The following is a 20,453-nucleotide window of genomic DNA, read 5'->3' as shown; positions in this document are numbered from 1 at the left end:
AGTGGTTGCGCGGGGCCTGCCCGGCCTTATTCGACTGAACATTTGCTTGAAAGACCACATGTCGAAGTGGAAATCGACTTGTTCGAGCGATTGCCCACTCCCTGGGGATTGGCGCGGTCGGGAGTTGCTCCGGATCACCCCGAAAAGAAATGGGTGATTGTTCGTCAGCTCTCCTTTTTCCTGAACAACCCACGAGTGCGATTTATCGGCAACCTGGAGATAGGAAAAGACATCCATTACCACGAACTGGCGCACTGGTATGACGCGGTTTTTACACCATGGTGCAAACAGCATTCGCGCATGGGCATTGGCATTGAGGGGGAGTCGTTGACCGGGCGCTGGGTGGCGCGAGAGTTCGTCTCTTTCTTTAACGGCCACCCAGACTTCAGCTATCTCGATTTCGACCTGTCCTGCGACAGGGCAATCGTCGTCGGCAACGGTAATGTCGCACTTGATGTCGCTCGAATCCTGACGATGCCAGTGTCGGAGCTGGAGAAAACCGATATCGGTGATCATGCGATAGCAGCGTTACATCGCAGCCAAATTCAGGAAGTGGTCATTCTGGGGCGTCGAGGGAGCCTGCAAGATGCCAATTACAATTCTGAGCTGGAAGAACTGGAGCACCTGTACGGTGTGGAGGTCATTGTCCAGGGCGAGGAGTTGCCTGGTGAGCGCGATGAGTTTCTGATGGGGGCTGACTGGGAAACAGTGCGGAAACTCAAGACTCTCAGACGCTTGGTCCAACGAGAACCCAAGGCCGATAACAAACGCATCGTGCTGCGCTTTCTGATATCTCCTGTGTCGTTGTCGGGCAACGGTAAAGTCGAGCAATTGCGAGTAATGCGCAATCATCTTGTGTTAGATGTGAGTAGGAACCTGAATGCGCAACCGACTGATGAAGAGTTGCTTTTGGATACTGGCCTGGTTTTGCGTGTTATCGGCTACCGTGGAACAGCATTTCTCGTCCTGCCTTTCGACGAGCGACGTGGTGTCATCAAAAATGCCCAAAACAGCACATACATTCTGTCGTATATACGAACCGAACTACCCAATATTGGCTGAACTCGATGACCAGGGCAACGTGACCGCGCTCCATCATGATATGAGGCATCCGTACGGCGGGACTTCTTGTCATAAAGGATTGTCGTTTCTGGAGGTTCACAACGATCCGGATCGCGTAAATTCGCCCCAAAAATGCTTGAATCCACGTACAGAACCGCGTGGCGATTTTGTCAAGATCGACTGGGACACTGCCCTCTCCGAATTGGGTGAAAAGCTTAGGGAAACTCTGAAAAAGACTTACTGATTTGGCAAAATCTTCGGACACCAGTCGCCGAGCTTTTCAATGATGAAACAGATGACCTTCGCCGACGCCGAGTACGCCAGCAAGCGCAAACAGACCCGCAAGGAATTGTTTCTGATCGAGATGGATCAGGTGGTGCCCTGGAAGGGCTTGATCGCCCTGATCGAGCCGCACTATCCAAAGGGTGAAGGCGGTCGTTCGGCCTATCCACTGATGGCGATGCTGCGCGTGCGTCTGATGCAAAACTGGTTCGGCTACAGCGAACCCGCGATGGAGGAAGCATTGTATGAAACGACCATCCTGCGTCAGTTTTCTGGTCTGAGTCTCGAGCGAATCCCGGACGAAACCACCATTCTGAATTTCCGTCGCCTACTGGAAAAACATGAGTTGGCCACCGCGTCAAGGCACCATCGTCGATGCCACAAAGATTCATGCGCCCAGTTCGACCAAGAAAGGAGACGGCAAGCGCAACCCGGAAATGCATTAGACCAAGAAAGGCAACCAATACTATTTCGGCGCCAAAGCCCACATCGGTACCGAAGGTTCGAGCATGCGGTAACTCATGCTCGAATCGCGAAAGCCCGAGGCTTTCGGTATCAGATCAGATTCACCGGGCCCAATCGACAACTGGCGAGCTTGGGTTTCGAGTGAGCAGAAGACAAGCTAGCTGGCGACCTCTATAACGATTTTGCCGACATGCTCTCCCGCTTTAATTCTCCTATAAGCGTCACGGTATTCAGCAAACGGGAATACCTTATCGATAACGGGCTCGATCTCATGCTGGGCCATCGCAGTCATCAAGGCATCGAAGTTCACTCGCGGGCCGATGGAGGTACCTGCTACTGAAAGCGTTCGGGAAAGTATATCAATCGGCGGAATCCCGCCGCCAAATCCGCTTGTGAAGCCAACCAACGTGACATCGCCACCAATTCGAGTCGACGCTGCTGATTTGACGATAGTCTTTTCTCCGGCAATATCGATCACTTTATCGACCCCTTTTCCATTGGTGAGATCGAGGATTTTTTTTTCCCAATCAGGGTACGTACGGTAGTTAACAACCGCCTCGGCCCCCAAAACCTTCAGTTTTTCAGCCTTTTCTTCAGATGAGGTAATAGCAAAGACACGTGCGCCATACATTCGCGCGACTTGAAGCGCAAACAATGCAACTCCACCGGTACCTTGGATAAGAACCGTCTGACCTGGCTGAAGGGGAGACGACAAACTGAGACCGGTCCAAGCTGTAACAGCCGCGCATGGCAGTGACGCCGCCTGGATATAGGACATGTAGGGCGGAAGATGAACAATTGCGTTTTCATGCAGTTGGATGTATTCGGCAAGCCATCCGTCAGTGGTCATACCCAAGCTGTCTGCTTGATATTCGGGTAACCACGAACCGCCTATCCACGCAGGATGACAAGCTGCCGTGACCCGGTCGCCAGCCTTTGCTCGAGTAACAGCGCTCCCTACCGCGACCACCTCACCAGCGCCATCCGACAGGGGAATCCCATTTTGTCGAGTAAGCCCGCCATATGCGCCGTCAAGGATGGCTTGATCTCGAAAATTCAGCGATGCGGCGTGTACACGGATCAGCACTTCATGAGGACCCGGATTCGGTACCCCTTCCTCATGCATTTCCAGATCGGGCTTGGCCCCATTGGTCCATCTCACGACTTTCATAAGCAGTAGCCTCCGATAAAAGGTCCTGTCAAAGTATGATGTAGCTGATCATTAGACAAGAACAGACTATTTTGTTGGTAACCCACCTAGAGGTAAGTATGGCAACTCAGCGCGATTGGAAATGCGAAGATCCCAAGCAGCAACTCGTCTGGGCAGCTGCGACAAGAGAAGCCCTGCAAGTTATTGAAGGAAAGTGGAAGATCGTCATTATCTGTCAACTTTTCGGAGCGAAAGGACCTCTGCGCTTTTCTGAGCTGGAACGACGCGTCGAAGGCGTCAATCAAAAGATGCTTATCCAGCAACTCAAGCAACTTGAGACTGATGGAATCGTCAGCCGCACGGTTTATCCGCAAGTGCCGCCTAAGGTAGAGTATGCACTTACCGAAATGGGTACTGGCTTGGCCCCCTCAATGGCCGAACTTATAGATTGGGCTTTCAAACGCCGTGAAGCGCTCAGACAGCGCCCAGAATCTGCCGATCCACTATAGACAATAACCCACAGGGCTTCAGCGCCGGATTGAGCTAGTCTTTTTGACAACGCCCGCCTGGATCCGGGCACGCCTGTTTCACGGGTCGATTTGCAGGATCTTGTCCATATGTCGCGAAAGATCGACCACAATTCCGTCGGTCAGTGACTGCCCGTTTGTCCCCGCCCCTCCTCCTTGCCGTGAGATTTATCCGGCGATAGGCCGGTGCGGCCAGAAACCGCGCGACACAGGCCACATCGTCCTTATTCAATGGAAAACAACTTTTCGGCAGGCGTGCCAATTACTCGCCGAGGTAGGCTTTCTGCACCTGTTCGTTGCGCAGCAACTCATCCGCTTGGATGCTGATGTGTCTGGGCGACCCTGAGAGTCTTTAGGTGTCGTCGAACAGTGTGTTCAGCCTGATCATTTCTGCCTTTTGATAGACCATGGAGATCCATCCACTTCCAATGGATTGCCACACTCGGGGGCATATCTGAGGACATGCTTTGGATGGTTTGAAAAGGATGCCCCCAGCCTAAGGTCCAGCGGCACCCTTCTCGGAAGAATCACACGGCAGATGGGCGCGCCCTACAAGATAGCCCCGGGTTGCGACAGACGTAATGACACGTTCCGCATCGGCGTGGACGGCAAGTTCTGACCTGCTTGCCGTAATGGTCTGACGGTGTCCTCACCGGCGCCTTTAAAGCGTTTCCCTAGAAAGGGGGCGGATTTATTTGCCTGCTAAATAAATCAGCACCCTTTCCACATTTGCCACGGCATACTAGAAAGGGAAAAATACTGTTCGCAATGAACCACAAACTGGCAAGATACGAGCATGAATAAATTGACGATGGATGTATCCTACACTAGCACTTGAGAGGCGGCGATAGAGCTTCTGATTTCGCTAAGGACCTAATAATCTTGGACAACCGATGCCCCACTATTGTCCCAATGATCTCCTTATAACGCTCTTTGTCTCCTGTGACCTTCAGTTTCCTCAGCCTCAAACCCGCCACCCCGACAATATCGATTCTCTGTTCAGGGGTGAGAGATTGCTTGTATTTCTCAATATTTGGATTGGCTCGACATGTAAAAGTATCGATACATCCGTAGATTTCTGATTTCGCAGCCAACTGCCTAACATTGTCAACAGTCTTGCCACTACTTGTATTGTCGTCAAAGATTATCAGCCAGTTTTCTGACTTCAACTTCTGCTTAGTACGCTGATCAAGCGTCACATCGCTGGCTATTGAAGAATATGGGTAATCTGACAGCTTGGTAAATGAGCCATTTCTCTTTACATCATAAATTGAATACGTCAAAGCGCCGGTGTTTGCCATTAACTGACCTCCAAGAACCATTCTAGAGAAGGTGTGCTTGGCATACATCCCAACTAGCGCGCCACCATAATTAACACTCAGAGGGTGTAGCACATCTCGTTTCGGATCAAAGCCTTTACGCTTTATGACACTCATCGCCTGTTGAGCCGTCAAAACCATTACCAACGGGTCATTCTCTTCCCGATATATCCGTATAAGTTTACGCGCCACCCTCTCTGCCTTTATCAACCGACGATCGATGCCAAACATTCCAATCTGAGATGGAGGTACACTGAAAGCCATCCGAATCCATCTTGGTCTCTGTCAGAGATTGCCATTCACGATCGCTCGCAAATTTGATGCAACTGGGGGCAAAGTTGGGGGTATATTTGAACTTTTTCTGCCTGAAAATATTGTTTTAGAGCCCTGTCAAAATGTTCTTCGGATATTTTGACTTTCTTCAGTGCCTCGATCAGCGCCCTACTACCAACGAGTAGCCAGGTGACAACGGGAGCTCGCCAAATGCAATCAAATCAATAGCAAGCCCCGTCAAGCACTCAAAGATGGAACATTAGCTCGAGCCCAAGGCACTGCAAACAATCCTGGCAGTAATTTCGAAATTCCCCATAGTGAGCCCATCGATTGGCGAATGACCTTTCAGTCGCTCATGAGGCTCACAGAGCGTCCGATAAAGCCTCCACGCATCCACATCCGGAAACCGCGCTAACGCCGCAAGTACCAACTTGTGCCGCAATGGATCGAGCTGCCAATCTGGAATGCGCTGACCACGATTCCCCAAGCTCAGGGACAGAAGACGTCGAGCCTTGATATCGCGATTGATCTGATCGCGGGATTTGCCTGCCAGCCTGGCGAAAACCAGCAGCGGCAAGTTACTCGAAGCCTCAAACGTCGCGAGCATTTCGGCGCGCTCGCGCTGGATATCAGACACGTGCGGTTTACGCGGCTTTTCAGTCCGGATTGGAACGGGCACGACAGGCAATTGGATGGACCCAATGGGGGCTTTCTTGCTACTGGCCAGCATCGTCGATGGGGCGGTCGCCGATGGAAAACTGCTGCTGTACAGAACGGCACTTGCGTTCGCGTTTTCCGGTAAGGGCAACGAAGCTGCGCCCTCCAAACGAATAGTCAGCGGAGAGCTTGCTGCTTTCGGCTGGCCCTGCCCCCAAAGATCCAGACGGTTCGCCCAGTCCTGCATCATGGTTCGGCGCTGCTCGACATATTCCGCATGGTTGTAGGCCGCACTCACCTTGTCTGGATCGGCATGAGAAAGCTGCGCGTCGACCCATACCTTCGGGTATCCAATCTCGTTCAGCGCCGTCGAGATCGTAGCCCTCATCCCATGACCTGTGAGTTGGTCGGCATACCCCATCCGGCGCAGCGCACCATTCAGCGTGTTCTCACTAATACGCTTGGTTAGATCGCTTCGATGCGCGAACAAATATCGTTGCGCAGGGAGAACCTGGTCCAGCAAGTGACGCACTATTTCAAGCGCCTGAACCGAGAGCGGGACGATGTAGGGCGGTATATTTGCGACATGCTTGCCTGGTTTCCGCATAGCTAACTGGAGTTGCTTCACCACCTCCGCCGGTATGATCCATAACCGCTGCTCCAGATCGAACTGGTCGGGTGTCGCCAAGCGTAACTCACCCGTGCGGACACCGGTCAGCAACAACAATCGAAGGCCAAGGCGTGTTTGGTTCGCTCCACCATAGTTTCGGAGAGCAGTCATCAACGCAGGCAGCTCGTCCATATGAAGAAACGGATTGTGTGACACCGGAGGCTTGGGGAGTGCGACAACATCGAGGTCTGAAGCCGGATTGTGTTCCAGCCCCTCGATCTTCACCAGCGCATAACGGAACAATTGGTTGAACCAGGTCCGGCACTTTTCAGCTGTCGTTAATGCCTTGCGTTGTTCGATCCTGCTTAGCAAATCCAGCAGATCGTGACGACTGATATCGTAGATGGACCGCCCACCCAGTATGGGCAAGACGTCTTTATTGAAGATTCTCAAAATTTGCGAGAGCGTGCTCTGGCGCCCTTCCTTTAGGCTCAGCCTGCGGAACTCCACCCACTGATCGAACACGGCCCCGAAGGTATGCTCTGTCGCAAAACGAACAGCACGGCGCTGCTGTTTACGGTGCTCATAGGGGTTGATGCCTTGGGCAACCAAGGCACGCGCTTCATCACGACGGGTACGCGCTTCCTTGAGGCTAATTTGCGGGTAACAACCCAAGGACATGCGCTTCTGCTTACCCGTCCAGTAGTAACGGAAAAGCCAGATCTTTCCACCGCTGGCCGTCACATTGAGCGTGAGGCCGTCACTGTCACCGAGCGTGTAGTCAATACCAGTGATTCGGGCGTGCCGAATAGACATTTCTGAGAGTGCCATCGCGAGCTCCTGAACAGAGTCAGGGCCAGATGCTCATCTCGCTACGCAAACTGCTCCAGCAACAAACCGATTCCGTACGCGTCAGAATCTTGGACTTAATCCTGGACTTAAACGCACCGGATAGTGCTGGATTTCAGTGGTTCCCGCCGGAACGAAAAAAGGACCCGAAGGTCCTGATTTCAATCACTTACAGAATTCAGTGGAACTCTGCAGCGCAATATTTGGAGCGGGAAACGAGACTCGAACTCGCGACCCCGACCTTGGCAAGGTCGTGCTCTACCAACTGAGCTATTCCCGCGTCTTGGTGAGGCGCATTCTATAGAATCCAGATGCCCCGTCAACCCCTTGATTCAAAAAAGTTTTATTTCTTTTCCACATCCGTCTTCAGATGCGGCCAGGCGGCCCGCAAGTACTGGACCATGGACCACAAGGTCAGGCCAGCGGACACCATCAGCAAGGCGTAACCCATCAGGACCCAGAAGCTGAAGTCCGACGGGTTGGCCAGCAGGATCACCAGCGCCAGCATTTGCGCGGCGGTCTTCCATTTGCCCAGGTTCGACACCGCTACATGGGCACGGGCGCCGAGTTCAGCCATCCACTCGCGCAGTGCCGAGACGACGATTTCGCGACCGATGATGACGGCGGCCGGCAGCGTGAGCCACAGGTTGCCGTGTTCTTGCACCAGCAGCACCAGCGCAACGGCGACCATCAATTTGTCTGCAACAGGATCGAGGAAGGCCCCGAACGGAGTGCTTTGTTCCAGACGTCGGGCCAGATACCCGTCCAGCCAGTCGGTCGCGGCGGCAAAGGCAAAAACCGAAGCCGACGCCAGATAGCTCCAGTGGTAAGGCAAGTAAAACAGCAAAATGAAGATCGGGATGAGCAGGACGCGTAGAACGGTAATCAGATTAGGGATATTCATCGGCACAACTGGCTACGAGGTGAGTTGGGCATTCTACTCGCTGTGCAGATTTGCATAAATCAACTCTGCGAGCTTTTTACTGATCCCGGGTGCTTTGGCGATCTCTTCGATGCTGGCACGAGACAGCTCCTGCAATCCACCAAAATGTTTCAACAAATCGCGTCGACGTGTCGGTCCGACACCGGCAACCCCCTCAAGCGTCGAGGTACGGCGAGTTTTTCCGCGCCGCGCACGGTGCCCGGTGATGGCAAAACGGTGAGCTTCGTCGCGGATCTGCTGGATCAAATGCAGCGCGGGGGAATCACCGCGCAAGGTGAATTCATGGGCCGCGTCGTTGAGGTACAGGGTTTCGAAACCGGCCTTGCGCGTCGCACCCTTGGCCACGCCCAGTAGAATCAGGTCGGGCACGGCCAGCTCATTGAGCACGTCACGGGCCATCGACAGCTGACCTTTACCGCCGTCGACCAGCAGAATATCCGGCAATTTGCCCTCCCCGTCCTTCAACTTGCTGAAGCGTCGGGTCAGGGCCTGGTGCATCGCGGCATAGTCATCGCCTGGCGTGACGCCTTCGATGTTGTAGCGGCGGTAGTCGGACTTGATCGGGCCTTCCGGGCCGAACACCACGCAGGACGCCACGGTGGCCTCGCCACTGGAATGACTGATGTCGTAGCACTCGAGACGTTGCGGTGGTTCGTCCAGGCTCAGCACTTCAGCCAAGGCATCGAAACGTGCCGCGACGTGTTGCCGGTTCGCCAGACGTGCGCCCAGCGCCTGCTCGGCATTGGTGACCGCCAATTGCTGCCAGCGCGCTCGTGTACCCCGTACACGATGGCTGATGGTCAATTCACGACCGCGCAGCTCTTCGATGGCCGCGATCAGGGTCGGAAAGTCTTCGTGAACCACGTTGACGATCAGCTCGCTCGGCAAGTCGCGTTCGGGGCTGCTGATGAAGTACTGACCGAGAAACGCCGCCATGACTTCGGAAACGTCTTCTTCAATACCCACCTGCGGGAAGAAGTTCTTGCTCCCCAACACCCGGCCACCGCGTACGCTGATCAAGTGCACGCAAGCGCCACCAGGATTGACGAACGCTGCGATCACATCGACATCGCCCGTCCCGCCTTCCATGCTCTGCTGGTCCTGGACCCGGCGCAGCAATGAAATCTGGTCGCGCAATTCGGCGGCACGCTCGAACTCAAGGTTGACCGCCGCCTCTTCCATGGCCGCGGACAACTCGTCCGCCAGCGCGTTGCTGCGCCCTTCAAGAAACATCACCGAGTGGCGAACATCTTCGGCATACACCTCGGGCTCCACCAGGCCGACACACGGCGCCTTGCAGCGCTTGATCTGGTATTGCAGGCAAGGTCGCGTGCGGTTCTTGTAATAGCTGTCTTCACATTGACGAACAAAAAAAGCCTTTTGCAACAGGCTCAGGCTTTCGCGGATCGCTCCTGCGCTGGGGTAAGGGCCGAAATACTTGCCCTTGGCCTTTTTCGCTCCGCGATGGATGCTCAAGCGCGGGAACTGGCCATCCGAGAGAAATACATAAGGGTAGGACTTATCGTCGCGCAGCAGGATGTTGTACGGCGGGCGCCATTCCTTGATCAGCGTCTGTTCGAGCAGCAAGGCCTCGGTTTCGTTTGCCGTGATGGTGGTTTCGACCTGGGCGATACGCCCTACCAGCGCAGCGGTTTTGGGAGCCAAACCGGTTTTGCGGAAGTAGCTCGCCAAACGCTTCTTGAGATTCTTGGCTTTGCCGACATAAAGCAGACGGGCATCGCTGTCGAACATGCGATAGACACCCGGCCGCCCACTGACCGTCGACAGAAAAGCACTTGGATCGAAGGTTTCAGTCATTTTCAGAGGCTGGCATCAACCATGCCGTGACGAACCGCCAACAGCGTCAACTCGACATCGCTGCTGATCGAAAGCTTTTCGAAAATACGGTAACGGTAGGTATTCACTGTTTTTGGCGACAGGCACAGTTTGTCGGAGATGATCTGCACCTTCTGACAGCCTACAATCATCAACGCAATCTGGATTTCCCGTTCAGACAACGCGTCGAACGGCGAATCGTTGGTTGGCTGGAACGACTTGATCGCCAGTTGCTGAGCAATCTGCGGGCTGATGTAACGCTGCCCGGCAAACACCAGGCGAATGGCCTGGACCATTTCCGGCAACCCGGCGCCCTTGGTCAGGTAACCCGCGGCACCTGCCTGTAACAGGCGGGTAGGAAACGGATCTTCTTCGCACACGGTGACCGCGACGACTTTGATGTCGGGATGACTGCGCAATAATTTGCGCGTGGCTTCAAGACCGCCGATCCCGGGCATCTTGACGTCCATCAGCACCACATCGGGTTTCAACTCACGCGCTTTGAGCAGGGATTCCTCTCCCGACTCGGCCTGACCGACTACTTGCAGGCCATCGATGTCAGCCAGCATTCGTGTAATGCCTGTACGAACGAGATCATGGTCATCGACTACTAGCACCCTAATCAAGCAGACACCTCGCGATTTGGTCTTATTGGGTTGCCGGACACCTTAGCAAAAAGCGACTGGCAGACCTAGCGGAAAGCAGCATATAAAAAGTGTCAATTCTTCTGGCGAGGCTTGCTGGCAGTGTGTTTCAGCGATGCAGTCCATTGATATCACGCTGCATTCTCAGGAAACACTGGTCCTTGCCGACCACCTTCAGGCCTTTTCTCTCGTAAAGTATTTTTGCCGGATTATTTTCAAATACGGTCAGACGCAATGCCGGGCGCCGTTCCTTGCAGGCCATGGCGAATACCTGATCGATCACCCAGGAGCCGGCGCCCTGCCCCCGGTACGCTTCAAGTAAATGCAATTCGCGGATATACAAGGCTCTGGCGTCACGGCTCAGACTGACATACCCCATCAGTGTGTCATCACGCACAATCAGCCAGTTTTCGCGCCCTTCCCAAGCAACATCGAAAGCTTCGTCCAGCCACAACAGTTCATGTTGAATGTAGTAGCGCAGCATATTTCGACAAGTCAGGTCACGAGCAAAGTCCAGGTCCCGAGACGTTGCCGGACGCAATTCGAAACCCATTCAAGCCTCCGCTACAGCCACGATTTGCCCCTTCCAGCCGTCAGCATTGCGACGAGCAACGACCATAAGGTTCCCCGTACCCGGCGCAGCCGCAATCAACGACCCGTCCGCCGCCCAGATTGCACTGCGCCCAGCAGACTCCCAGCCCCCCGTTGCGCCACCATGGTTGGCCATCAGCACCGCCATCGAGTGGGTGTGGGCATAACCTTGCAACAGTGCGGTATCTGGAGCGTAGCCGTTTTCTGTGATCAGCACGCCCGCGGCATAAAGATCAGCGCCCTGTAGTGCCGCGGCGGCTGCGTGACTGGCGTGAGAAAAATCGGCGCATACCGCCAACGCGACGGTGTCGGTGCCGATCTTCAATGTCGAACCGCCTGCTCCCGGGGCAAACGCCACCTCCTCCCCTGGGTGCAGGTGCTGCTTGCTGTAAACCCCGAGCGAACCATCGGCTCCCAATACCAGGGCACCGATCAACACCGGCGAATCGTCCGACAGGCGAATCGGCATCCCGACGACACTGGTCACGCCGACCTCACGCGCGAAATCGCGCAGTGGTTGCAGCACTCTGGCGTCTGGCGCGATGGCCAGCTCCGCTGCCAGACCACGCTCGTAGCCGGTCAGCGACAGTTCCGGAAACACCAGCAATTGCACGCCCTGCTCCGCGGCAACCTGCATGAAGCGCAGATGCCGGGCAATATTGGCGGCAAGATCACCGGCGATGGAAATCGATTGAGCGGCGGCAATGGTCAGTGTCGTCATGGTTCGTCCTTGTGACGGTGTTGTGGTTGGGCGCAGCGCAAAGTGTGTCACAACCCCCGACGTACTCAAGTAATAGAAAAGCCCATGAACATCGATAGCATTTTCTGATTGAATCCGCGCACCGGCCTCTAGTAAGCTCGGCTCATTCATCGGAGACAGACCATGTTCAACGCCCTCTCACAGCTTCGTACCGCCAGCGCCCCGCGCTCGGTTGCGGCTGCCCGGGTGAATGACGTTTGTGCTTCGGTCAGCTTTTATTTTGGGTATTGGTTTAGCCACTGGCGCGCCTGATACCCACACGGCGCCCATTTTAAACGGGTCGCCACCAGAGAATTTTCAACCCCCGGTCGGCCTCCCGACCGGGGGTTTTGTTTTTTCAGCCCTGAACATTTTTAGCGTCACACCAGACATCCAGGAGTTTTGAACATGAATTACGCCACTTATTACCGTTACGACACTTTTACCGCCTGGCGATTTACCAGCTTCCGCTCGGGACAGCCTGCCGCCTCCGATCGGTCACCCACAGGTGGCAAGCACACACACGCAGCCAATCCGGCCAATTGTCGAACACCCCAGTAGGGCCAAGCGCGCGGGACGAACCCGCCGCCAGCCCAGGAAGCCCGAATATGAACTCGTCCGTCTCTGCTCTGCCGCTGTCCACCTTGAGCCCTGCCAATGAAGCGCTGACCTTGCGTCTACCCAGCTCATTGCAACTCAAACAGCAACTGCCACTCAGCAATGCCCTGACCCAACAAGTCGCCGCCCACCGCCAGGCCGTCCGCGCGATCCTCAACGGTGAAGACTCCCGTCTGCTGGTGATCGTCGGTCCCTGCTCGATTCACGATCCACGTTCAGCCCTCGAATACGCCGCCAACCTGGCCCGTCTGTCTGCACAAGTCAGCGATGAGATGCTGCTGGTGATGCGCGCCTACGTCGAAAAACCCCGCACCACGGTCGGCTGGAAAGGCCTGGCCTACGACCCGCACCTGGATGGCAGCGATGACATGGCGGGCGGTTTGACCCTGTCCCGCGAATTGATGCGCGAAATGCTCCAACTGGGCCTGCCCATTGCTACCGAGCTGCTGCAACCGATGGCCGCCGGTTACTTTGACGACCTGCTGAGCTGGGTCGCGATTGGAGCCCGTACCACCGAGTCGCAGATCCATCGGGAAATGGCCAGCGGCCTGAGCATGCCGGTAGGGTTCAAGAACGGCACCGATGGCGGTGTGGCTGTCGCCAGCGACGCCATGCGCTCGGCCGCTCATCCCCATCGCCACTTCGGTGTCGACAGCCAGGGCCATCCTGCGATTATCCAGACACCGGGCAACCCCGACACTCACCTGGTATTGCGTGGTGGCCATCGCGGGCCGAACTACGACCGCGACAGCATCGCCAAGGTGCACAGCGACTTGACCAGACTCAAGATCCCGGCGCGGATCATGGTCGACTGCAGCCACGCCAACAGCGGAAAAGATCCGTTGCGTCAGCCCGCCGTGTTCAACGACGTGCTTGAACAGCGCCTGCACGGTGATCGCTCGCTGGTCGGCATGATGATTGAGAGTCATCTGTTCGAAGGCTGCCAACCGTTGAGCCCGTCGTTGCGTTACGGGGTGTCGGTAACGGACGGCTGCCTTGGCTGGGCCGGGACGGAACAGTTGTTGCTACAAGCTGCCGGACAACTTCGTGCGCAGCGTCACAACCAACAGCCGATGTGATCAGTACCCGCCTTCCGGTTTTCATTCGGAGACTGGAAGGCGGTCGATGTTAGAGTCAGTCTACGACTGCACTTGCACCAACGTGACTTCAGACTGCTGACTCACATCGTCGAGGCGTTCGACCGAATACGCGACCTGGACCGTCAAGTCCCGATGCTTTCGCCAGAACCTGTAGGGAACGATAAATACCAGCGGCTGACCGGCCATGTCCCTGGAAATCTCTCGATCATCGCGGTGACTGAAATGCTCCCCGTCGCACTTCAGATAGACCAGTTCCCCTTCTTCAGCCTGAGCGGCGTCGATCACAACGGTGACCCCATCGATCGCGTCCTGTAGCTCCAGCCAACCCTCATCGGCTTCCAGCACGGTGGGCGGCAATAGCGGTCCTCGTTCCAGCGGGCCGATCAACAACTGCGCAGGCTCGGAGAAACGTGACACTCGCCCCTTTTGCTCGACGCAGTAGCTGATCGTGACGGCGGTACCGAGATTGGTCGCAATACAATCGGGGCTTACCCAAAACGACAGTTCGCCACCCACCGCAAAGGCTTCGACTTTCAAGGTGTCATTGAAGCTCGCTTGTGGCGTGACACCGGCCCAGGACAGCAAGACCTGATCTCCAACCGCCATCCGCGCATACGGCCTGATCGTTACGCGCGCGCCCTCGGCGACTCTGTCCGGATCGAGCGTGCCGCCCACCGCATCATTCACGATCGCTGGCAGCAAATCTGCCCGCGCATCACCAACGCTCAGGTATAAACGCCCGGACTCCACAGGTTCACAAAGGAGCGCGCTATAGAGCGTGTAGTAAACCTCGAGCGACCCGCCGTCCAATGCAGCGATGTGTTCACCCGATACGCAAAAGACCACCGCTCTGCCCACCTGAGCTTCGCTGACGAAGCGCGACACATCATGCCAATACGCAACCCCCTCTGCATCGATACCTGACCAGGACATTTCCAGTTTGTCTCCGCAGACCATGTACGGGTAAGGCGCGACCGTAATGATGGCTTTATTGTCGGCCGGATCAAGCACCGAGTCATCCGCCTGGTTTAGCTGTGGCGCAGCCATGTATTGCCCAGCAGCATTCAGGTTATCTGCTTCATAAGTAGTCATTCATACCCTCCAGTCCTTGGAATAAATGCCGCCTTGAAGGTCAGCATCGAACGAAGCCTATTGAAACCCACGACATAGATCCGCGATGCCGGGCAATCGCGTCGGTTTGCACGGAAAAATGATGTATCAGAAGTAGGTCATTGAGAGGAAGCGCTCGCTCATCGTTAAAAAGATGTCCGGATATTCCGACCAAGACCTCACACTCATTCGAGTTTTCGTACCATTTCTATTCCGTTTTCATCAGGTTACAGCGGCTTTTTCATACATCGCCGAGCGGTGGGTGTGCTTTAGAGTGCCCCCTTGAGCACACACCTGACCTACTGCGAAAAAGGAAATGCACATGCTACGGAATGCAACCACTGACTATCCGATCCTGCTGGTCCACGGGCTCTTCGGCTTCGATCGCATTGGCAAACTGGAACTGTTCCATGACGTCAAACAGGCCCTCAGAAGCGCCGGCGCGAGGGTTTTCATCCCACACCTGTCGGCTACCCACAGTAATGAAGCCCGTGGCGAACAGCTGCTGGTGCAGATCGACCGGGTTCTGCAAGGAACCGACGCAAGCAAAGTCAACCTGATCGGTCACAGCCAGGGCGCACTGGCTGCACGATATGCGGGGGCGATGGCGCCAGAGGCGGTCGCTTCGGTGACATCGGTCAGCGGGCCGAACCACGGCTCGGAACTGGCCGACTTCCTGCGCAAGGCGCTGACGCCCGGACGCCTGCCGGAACAGGTCGCCGGGGCGGTGGCGACCCTGTTCGCCGACTTCCTGTCGTTGCTCAGTGGCAACCGGCACCTGCCGCAGAATGCCATCGCCGCGCTCAACGCGCTGACCACCGAAGGCGTCGGTGCATTCAACGACAAGTACCCTCAAGGGCTGCCGAAAACCTGGGGCGGCAAGGGTCGTGAACTGGTGAACGGCGTGCGCTACTATTCCTGGAGCGGCATCCTGCAGGGAAACATCCTCGACGAGGGGCTCTATGCGCTAAACCCGCTGCACGGGTTTCTTCGGGCGTTCTCCCACTACTTCACCACCGAAGCCGAACAGAATGACGGCATGGTCGGCCGGTTCAGCTCCCATCTGGGTAAAGTGATCCGTTCCGACTATCCGCTGGATCATCTGGACAGCCTCAGCCAGACCACCGGTCAGGTCCGCAAGGGCATCGACCCGATCGCCCTGTATGTACAGCATGCCGAACGCTTGAGAAATGCCGGCCTTTAGGCAGTGCCTTATGAAGCTGGACGAAACTTTGAGAGAGAAATAGCCCACTGAATCCGGTAGGCTCCGCATTTTACTGAACATTGAATGGAGTATTTTCCCATGGCTAAAGCCACTGCCCGTCACATCCTGGTTTCCAGCGAAGAAAAGTGCAACGAACTCAAGGCCCAGATCGAAGCCGGCGCCGATTTCGCCGAAGTCGCCAAAGCCAACTCCAGCTGCCCATCGAGCCGCCAGGGCGGTGACCTGGGTTCGTTCGGTCCAGGCCAGATGGTCAAGGAATTCGACACCGTGGTTTTCAGCGCGCCAATCAACGTGGTGCAAGGCCCGGTCAAGACTCAGTTCGGTTTCCACCTGCTGGAAGTGACCAGCCGTCAGGACTGATCAACCCTTGAGTTTCCTGCACAACGGCCCGCCTTTTGGTGGGCCGTTGTGTTTTCGTTACGTGATACGGCTGGCGAGGGACGCGCCGCTAGCGTACAAATTGTGCTTATCGATCACCCGGCTCTAAGGCTGACAATGCGACTGGTTTTCCCCACTCTACTGTTCACTGCCGTGGCCCTGTTGTTGGGCGCCGCCGGTGTGAACGCTGTACCGCAACAGGCGTTGACCGTATACGGTGAACCGGCAAAGTATCCCGCCGGTTTCAGTCATTTCGACTACACCAACCCGCAAGCGCCCAAGGGCGGCACGATGCGTCGCTCGGCGCTGGAAATCGGTCATTTCGACCACGTCCTGCCATACATCGACAAAGGGATTGGCGTCACACAAGTCGATGGCTTGATCTACTCGCCCCTGGCCGTGCGTTCGCTGGACGAACCCTACACCGTGTACGGCCTGGTGGCGCAGCAGATGGAGCGTTCCGATGATGGACTGTCCCTGCGTTTCTACCTGAACCCGAAGGCCCGTTTCGCCGATGGCAAGCCGATCACCGCCGAAGACGTGCGCTACACCTTCGACCTGCTGATGACTCAGGGCAGCCTGCGCTATCGCACGCAATTCGCCGACGTCAAAGGCGTCGAAGTGGAATCACCGCTAACCATTCGGTTCGACTTCAAGAGCAACGAAAACCGCACCCTGCCCCTCGACATCGCCACTTTGCCGGTGTTTCCCGAACACTGGTGGAAAACCCGCGACTTCGCCAACGGTGGCGGTTACGAGCCACCATTGGGTAGCGGGCCGTACCGGGTGAGCAAGGTCGATTCCGGGCGCAGCATCACCTTCGAGCGTAACGCCGACTGGTGGGCCAGGGATTTACCGGTCAGCCGCGGCCTCTACAACTTCGATCATTTCAGCATCGAGTACTTCGGCGACACCGACGTCGCCCGTCAGGTTCTGCGCGGCGGTGCCTACGACTACAACCGCGAATTCTCCGCCACCGCCTACTCCATCGGCTACGAGAGTCCGGCCCTGAGCGACGGTCGCCTGCAAAAAGCACACTTGGCAACGCAGGCACCACAACCGTCCCAAGGCTTTGTGTTCAACCTGCAAAACCCGATGTTCCAGGACCGCCGCGTGCGCCAGGCGCTGGCCATGCTCTGGGACTTCGAGTGGAGCAACCGGCAGATGATGCGCGACCTGTACATCCGCCAGCAGAGCTTCTTTTCCAACACCGACCTCGCTGCCCGACAACTGCCCGACGCGGGTGAGCGGGCGATTCTCGAACCGCTGCGCGGGCAGATCCCCGACGAAGTCTTCACTCAGGTCTTCGAAGCACCGAAAACCGATGGCAGCGGCGTGATTCGCGACAAACAGTTGCAAGCCCTGGACCTGCTCGAACAGGCCGGCTGGAAACCCGATGGCGATCAACTGGTCAACGCCGAAGGTCAACCGCTGAGCTTCACCTTCCTGATCAGCCAGAACGGCATGGACCGATTGCTGCTGCCTTACAAGCGCACCCTGAAACAAATCGGCATCGACCTGAACATTCGCCGCATCGACGCCTCCCAGTACGTCAACCGCCTGATGTCCCGGGACTACGACATGATCGTCACCGGCTACCCGGTCACCAACTCGCCGGGTAACGAGCTGTACAACTACTTTGGCTCGGCAGCGGCCAGCGATCCGGGCTCCAACAACTACATGGTGCTGAAAAGCCCGGCAGTCGATACGTTGATCAACGGCCTGGTCCGGGCCACCACCCAGGCCGACATGCTGCGCTACGCCCATGCCCTGGACCGTGTCCTGCAATGGAACTTCTATTGGATTCCCAACTATTACCCGCCCGGCAGTTCGACCGTGTGGTGGAACCGCTTCGGCATTCCTTCCGTGCAAGCGAGCAATGACGAAGCCATCGAGAGTTGGTGGGAAGTCAGCTCCACTCCCTTGACCAACGAACAGATGACCGCCGAACTCATCAAGCGCGGCAAACCCGGAGGGCCTCGCTGATGTGGGCTTACGTACTGCGGCGTTTGCTGCTGATCATCCCGACACTGGTGATCATTCTTCTGGTCAATTTCGCCATCGTCCAGGCCGCGCCCGGCGGCCCGGTGGAACAGGCTATCGCACGCCTGCAAGGCATCGGTGGCGCGAGTGTCGGCGGCGGTTCCAGCGAGACCATGCACGGCAGCTCACGAGCCAGCCGTGGTCTCGATCCGCAGTTGATCAAGGAGATCGAAAAGCAATACGGCTTCGACAAGCCGGCGCCGGAACGCTTGTGGCTGATGCTCAAGAGCTACGCCCGCTTCGACTTCGGCAAGAGTTTTTTCCGCGGTGCCACAGTCACCGATCTGATCCTGGAAAAAATGCCGGTGACCATTTCCCTCGGGCTCTGGGCGACGTTGATCACTTATCTGGTGTCGATTCCGCTGGGCATCCGCAAGGCCGTGCACCACGGCAGCCATTTCGATATCTGGAGCAGCACCGCGATCATCATCGGTTACGCGATGCCGGCGTTCCTGTTCGCGATGTTCTTGATCGTAGTCTTCGCCGGCGGCACCTCGTTGAACTGGTTTCCAGTGCGCGGCCTGGTCTCGGACAACTTCGAGTCGCTGTCGACGGTGGGCAAAATCGCCGATTATTTCTGGCACCTGGTGCTGCCGGTGACGGCGCTGGTGGTCGGCGGCTTTGCAACCCTGACCATCCTCACCAAAAACTCCTTCCTCAATGAAATCACCCGCCAGTACGTGGTCACCGCCCGGGCCAAGGGTTTGAGTGAACGCCGGGTGCTTTACGGCCATGTGTTTCGCAACGCGATGCTGCTGGTGGTGTCGGGGATTCCGCAGGCTTTCATCAGCGTTTTCTTCGCCGGTTCGCTGCTGATCGAAGTGATCTTTTCCCTCGATGGCCTGGGGCGCATGAGTTACGAAGCCGCGGTATCGCGGGACTATCCGGTGGTATTCGGTTCGTTGTTCATCTTCACCTTGTTCGGCCTGCTGATAAAAATCGTCGGTGACCTCTGCTACACCTTGGTCGACCCGCGTATCGACTTCGCCGCGAGGAACGCCTGATGTTCAAGTTCTCGCCACTGGGCCGTCGCCGTTTCGAACGCTTCAAGAAAAACCGCCGAGGCTGGTGGTCGCTATGGTTGTTTGTCGGTTTGTTCCTGCTGACCCTCGGTGGCGAGTTGATCGCCAACGACAAACCGCTGGTGGTCAGTTATCAGGGCTCGCTGTACTTCCCGGCACTCAAACGCCACACCGAACAGGAGTTCGGCGGCCAGCTGCCGTTTCAGGCCGACTACCGCAGCGATTACGTGCAGAAACTGATCAAGAAGGACGGCGGCTGGTTGCTGTTTCCGCCGATCCCGTTCAGCGACGACACCCCCAACTACGACCTCAACAAACCGGCGCCGAGCCCGCCCACGAGTGTCAATTGGCTGGGTACGGACGATCAGGCTCGCGACGTGTTGGCCCGAGTGATTTTCGGCGCGCGGGTGTCGATTCTGTTTGCGCTGATGCTGACCTTTGTCAGCGCGCTGATCGGCATCGCCGCCGGCGCGCTGCAAGGCTACTACGGCGGCTGGGTCGACCTGATCGGTCAGCGCCTGCAAGAAGTCTGGTCGGGGCTGCCGGTGCTGTACCTGCTGATCATCCTGTCGGGCTTCGTCGAGCCGAATTTCTGGTGGCTGCTGGGGATCATGGCACTGTTTTCCTGGCTGGCCCTGGTGGACGTGGTGCGCGCCGAGTTCCTGCGTGGGCGTAACCTGGAATACGTCAAAGCCGCCCGTGCGTTGGGCCTGACCGACCGCAAGGTGATCGTACGACACATTCTGCCTAACGCAATGAACGCCACCCTGAGTTATCTGCCGTTCATCCTGACCGGGGCGATTTCCACGCTCACGGCACTGGATTTCCTCGGTTTCGGCATGCCGGCCGGCAGCGCGTCCCTGGGCGAGTTGATCGGTCAAGGCAAGCAAAACCTGCAAGCACCGTGGCTGGGGCTGACGGCGTTTTTCACCCTGGCACTGATTCTTTCGTTGCTGGTGTTCATTGGCGAGGCCTTGCGTGATGCCTTTGATCCACGCTCTTGATCGACA

General features: G+C 56.6%; 18 protein-coding genes, 1 tRNA gene and 1 pseudogene. 9 read left to right on the top strand and 11 right to left on the bottom strand.

Annotation, left to right across the window (positions count from 1 at the left end):
- Positions 1 to 66: 66 nt before the first annotated feature.
- Entirely contained in the window at positions 67 to 1,062 is a 996-nt protein-coding gene (locus AC1RO5_RS01460) for a ferredoxin--NADP reductase domain-containing protein (RefSeq protein ID WP_493172081.1), read from the top strand.
- Between the two features lie 286 nt (positions 1,063 to 1,348).
- Positions 1,349 to 1,853 (top strand): annotated as a pseudogene (locus AC1RO5_RS01455) (IS5 family transposase); the annotation flags it as partial.
- 113 nt (positions 1,854 to 1,966) lie between these two features.
- Here AC1RO5_RS01455 and AC1RO5_RS01450 read toward each other — a convergent pair.
- Positions 1,967 to 2,980 (bottom strand): zinc-dependent alcohol dehydrogenase family protein, encoded by a 1,014-nt coding sequence (locus AC1RO5_RS01450; protein WP_493172079.1) that lies wholly within the window; start codon positions 2,978 to 2,980, stop codon positions 1,967 to 1,969.
- A 98-nt stretch (positions 2,981 to 3,078) separates the two neighbouring features.
- Between AC1RO5_RS01450 and AC1RO5_RS01445 the strand changes: the two genes are divergently transcribed.
- A complete protein-coding gene (locus AC1RO5_RS01445; RefSeq protein WP_493172076.1) occupies positions 3,079 to 3,468 on the top strand; it encodes a winged helix-turn-helix transcriptional regulator in 390 nt (129 codons plus the stop codon).
- Positions 3,469 to 3,546: 78 nt separating this feature from the next.
- Here the strand turns inward: AC1RO5_RS01445 and AC1RO5_RS01440 are convergent, their stop codons facing one another.
- From AC1RO5_RS01440 to AC1RO5_RS01400, 9 genes are all read right to left on the bottom strand, one after another.
- Positions 3,547 to 3,600 (bottom strand): hypothetical protein, encoded by a 54-nt coding sequence (locus tag AC1RO5_RS01440; RefSeq protein ID WP_493172425.1) that lies wholly within the window; start codon positions 3,598 to 3,600, stop codon positions 3,547 to 3,549.
- Between the two features lie 713 nt (positions 3,601 to 4,313).
- On the bottom strand, positions 4,314 to 5,069 hold the full coding sequence (locus tag AC1RO5_RS01435) for a hypothetical protein (protein ID WP_493172074.1): 756 nt from the start codon (positions 5,067 to 5,069) through the stop codon (positions 4,314 to 4,316).
- 268 nt (positions 5,070 to 5,337) lie between these two features.
- Complete coding sequence (locus tag AC1RO5_RS01430; protein ID WP_493172072.1) at positions 5,338 to 7,176, bottom strand: tyrosine-type recombinase/integrase; 1,839 nt, start codon at positions 7,174 to 7,176, stop codon at positions 5,338 to 5,340.
- A gap of 222 nt (positions 7,177 to 7,398) precedes the next feature.
- Positions 7,399 to 7,474 (bottom strand) — tRNA-Gly (locus AC1RO5_RS01425).
- Positions 7,475 to 7,537: 63 nt separating this feature from the next.
- Complete coding sequence (gene pgsA, locus AC1RO5_RS01420; RefSeq protein ID WP_007933765.1) at positions 7,538 to 8,098, bottom strand: CDP-diacylglycerol--glycerol-3-phosphate 3-phosphatidyltransferase; 561 nt, start codon at positions 8,096 to 8,098, stop codon at positions 7,538 to 7,540.
- Positions 8,099 to 8,131: 33 nt separating this feature from the next.
- On the bottom strand, positions 8,132 to 9,955 hold the full coding sequence (gene uvrC / locus AC1RO5_RS01415) for an excinuclease ABC subunit UvrC (protein WP_007933764.1): 1,824 nt from the start codon (positions 9,953 to 9,955) through the stop codon (positions 8,132 to 8,134).
- Between the two features lie 2 nt (positions 9,956 to 9,957).
- Entirely contained in the window at positions 9,958 to 10,599 is a 642-nt protein-coding gene (gene gacA, locus AC1RO5_RS01410) for a response regulator transcription factor GacA (RefSeq protein WP_008015884.1), read from the bottom strand.
- A 127-nt stretch (positions 10,600 to 10,726) separates the two neighbouring features.
- On the bottom strand, positions 10,727 to 11,170 hold the full coding sequence (locus AC1RO5_RS01405) for a GNAT family N-acetyltransferase (protein ID WP_493172070.1): 444 nt from the start codon (positions 11,168 to 11,170) through the stop codon (positions 10,727 to 10,729).
- Positions 11,171 to 11,929 (bottom strand): carbon-nitrogen hydrolase family protein, encoded by a 759-nt coding sequence (locus AC1RO5_RS01400; RefSeq protein ID WP_493172067.1) that lies wholly within the window; start codon positions 11,927 to 11,929, stop codon positions 11,171 to 11,173.
- Between the two features lie 626 nt (positions 11,930 to 12,555).
- Between AC1RO5_RS01400 and AC1RO5_RS01395 the strand changes: the two genes are divergently transcribed.
- Complete coding sequence (locus tag AC1RO5_RS01395; protein WP_493172065.1) at positions 12,556 to 13,644, top strand: 3-deoxy-7-phosphoheptulonate synthase; 1,089 nt, start codon at positions 12,556 to 12,558, stop codon at positions 13,642 to 13,644.
- 60 nt (positions 13,645 to 13,704) lie between these two features.
- On the opposite strand, the gene AC1RO5_RS01390 is transcribed toward AC1RO5_RS01395, so the two are convergent.
- Positions 13,705 to 14,757 carry a hypothetical protein gene (locus AC1RO5_RS01390; RefSeq protein ID WP_493172063.1) on the bottom strand — a complete coding sequence of 351 codons (1,053 nt, stop codon included), beginning with the start codon at positions 14,755 to 14,757 and terminating at the stop codon, positions 13,705 to 13,707.
- A 340-nt stretch (positions 14,758 to 15,097) separates the two neighbouring features.
- On the opposite strand from AC1RO5_RS01390, the gene AC1RO5_RS01385 reads away from it, so the two are divergent.
- The 5 genes from AC1RO5_RS01385 (at position 15,098) to AC1RO5_RS01365 (ending at position 20,447) form a co-directional block, all read left to right on the top strand.
- The gene (locus tag AC1RO5_RS01385; protein WP_493172061.1) at positions 15,098 to 15,979 is read left to right on the top strand and encodes an esterase/lipase family protein; all 882 of its coding nucleotides are present in this window, start codon (positions 15,098 to 15,100) and stop codon (positions 15,977 to 15,979) included.
- 99 nt (positions 15,980 to 16,078) lie between these two features.
- Positions 16,079 to 16,360, top strand: coding sequence for a peptidylprolyl isomerase (locus AC1RO5_RS01380; protein WP_493172059.1), 282 nt, complete (start codon positions 16,079 to 16,081; stop codon positions 16,358 to 16,360).
- 135 nt (positions 16,361 to 16,495) lie between these two features.
- A complete protein-coding gene (locus AC1RO5_RS01375) occupies positions 16,496 to 18,364 on the top strand; it encodes an extracellular solute-binding protein (protein ID WP_493172057.1) in 1,869 nt (622 codons plus the stop codon).
- Positions 18,364 to 19,425: a microcin C ABC transporter permease YejB gene (locus tag AC1RO5_RS01370; protein ID WP_493172055.1), complete on the top strand. Its 1,062-nt coding sequence runs from the start codon at positions 18,364 to 18,366 to the stop codon at positions 19,423 to 19,425. The genes AC1RO5_RS01375 and AC1RO5_RS01370 overlap by 1 nt, the downstream gene beginning before the upstream one ends.
- A complete protein-coding gene (locus AC1RO5_RS01365) occupies positions 19,425 to 20,447 on the top strand; it encodes an ABC transporter permease (RefSeq protein WP_413695550.1) in 1,023 nt (340 codons plus the stop codon). Before AC1RO5_RS01370 ends, AC1RO5_RS01365 begins: the two co-directional genes overlap by 1 nt.
- Positions 20,448 to 20,453: the final 6 nt, after the last annotated feature.

The sequence above is a fragment of the Pseudomonas sp. GW822-FHT02G04 genome (genome assembly GCF_058802085.1).
This window is presented reverse-complemented; position numbering and strand designations above follow the sequence as displayed.

Coding starts and splice junctions, on each gene's coding strand:
- AC1RO5_RS01450 (WP_493172079.1), bottom strand. CDS start 2,980: ATGAAAGTCGTGAGATGGACCAATGGGGCCAAGCCCGATCTGGAAATG.
- AC1RO5_RS01445 (WP_493172076.1), top strand. CDS start 3,079: ATGGCAACTCAGCGCGATTGGAAATGCGAAGATCCCAAGCAGCAACTC.
- AC1RO5_RS01435 (WP_493172074.1), bottom strand. CDS start 5,069: ATGGCTTTCAGTGTACCTCCATCTCAGATTGGAATGTTTGGCATCGAT.
- AC1RO5_RS01430 (WP_493172072.1), bottom strand. CDS start 7,176: ATGGCACTCTCAGAAATGTCTATTCGGCACGCCCGAATCACTGGTATT.
- pgsA (WP_007933765.1), bottom strand. CDS start 8,098: ATGAATATCCCTAATCTGATTACCGTTCTACGCGTCCTGCTCATCCCG.
- uvrC (WP_007933764.1), bottom strand. CDS start 9,955: ATGACTGAAACCTTCGATCCAAGTGCTTTTCTGTCGACGGTCAGTGGG.
- AC1RO5_RS01405 (WP_493172070.1), bottom strand. CDS start 11,170: ATGGGTTTCGAATTGCGTCCGGCAACGTCTCGGGACCTGGACTTTGCT.
- AC1RO5_RS01400 (WP_493172067.1), bottom strand. CDS start 11,929: ATGACGACACTGACCATTGCCGCCGCTCAATCGATTTCCATCGCCGGT.
- AC1RO5_RS01395 (WP_493172065.1), top strand. CDS start 12,556: ATGAACTCGTCCGTCTCTGCTCTGCCGCTGTCCACCTTGAGCCCTGCC.
- AC1RO5_RS01390 (WP_493172063.1), bottom strand. CDS start 14,757: ATGACTACTTATGAAGCAGATAACCTGAATGCTGCTGGGCAATACATG.
- AC1RO5_RS01385 (WP_493172061.1), top strand. CDS start 15,098: ATGCTACGGAATGCAACCACTGACTATCCGATCCTGCTGGTCCACGGG.
- AC1RO5_RS01380 (WP_493172059.1), top strand. CDS start 16,079: ATGGCTAAAGCCACTGCCCGTCACATCCTGGTTTCCAGCGAAGAAAAG.
- AC1RO5_RS01375 (WP_493172057.1), top strand. CDS start 16,496: ATGCGACTGGTTTTCCCCACTCTACTGTTCACTGCCGTGGCCCTGTTG.
- AC1RO5_RS01370 (WP_493172055.1), top strand. CDS start 18,364: ATGTGGGCTTACGTACTGCGGCGTTTGCTGCTGATCATCCCGACACTG.
- AC1RO5_RS01365 (WP_413695550.1), top strand. CDS start 19,425: ATGTTCAAGTTCTCGCCACTGGGCCGTCGCCGTTTCGAACGCTTCAAG.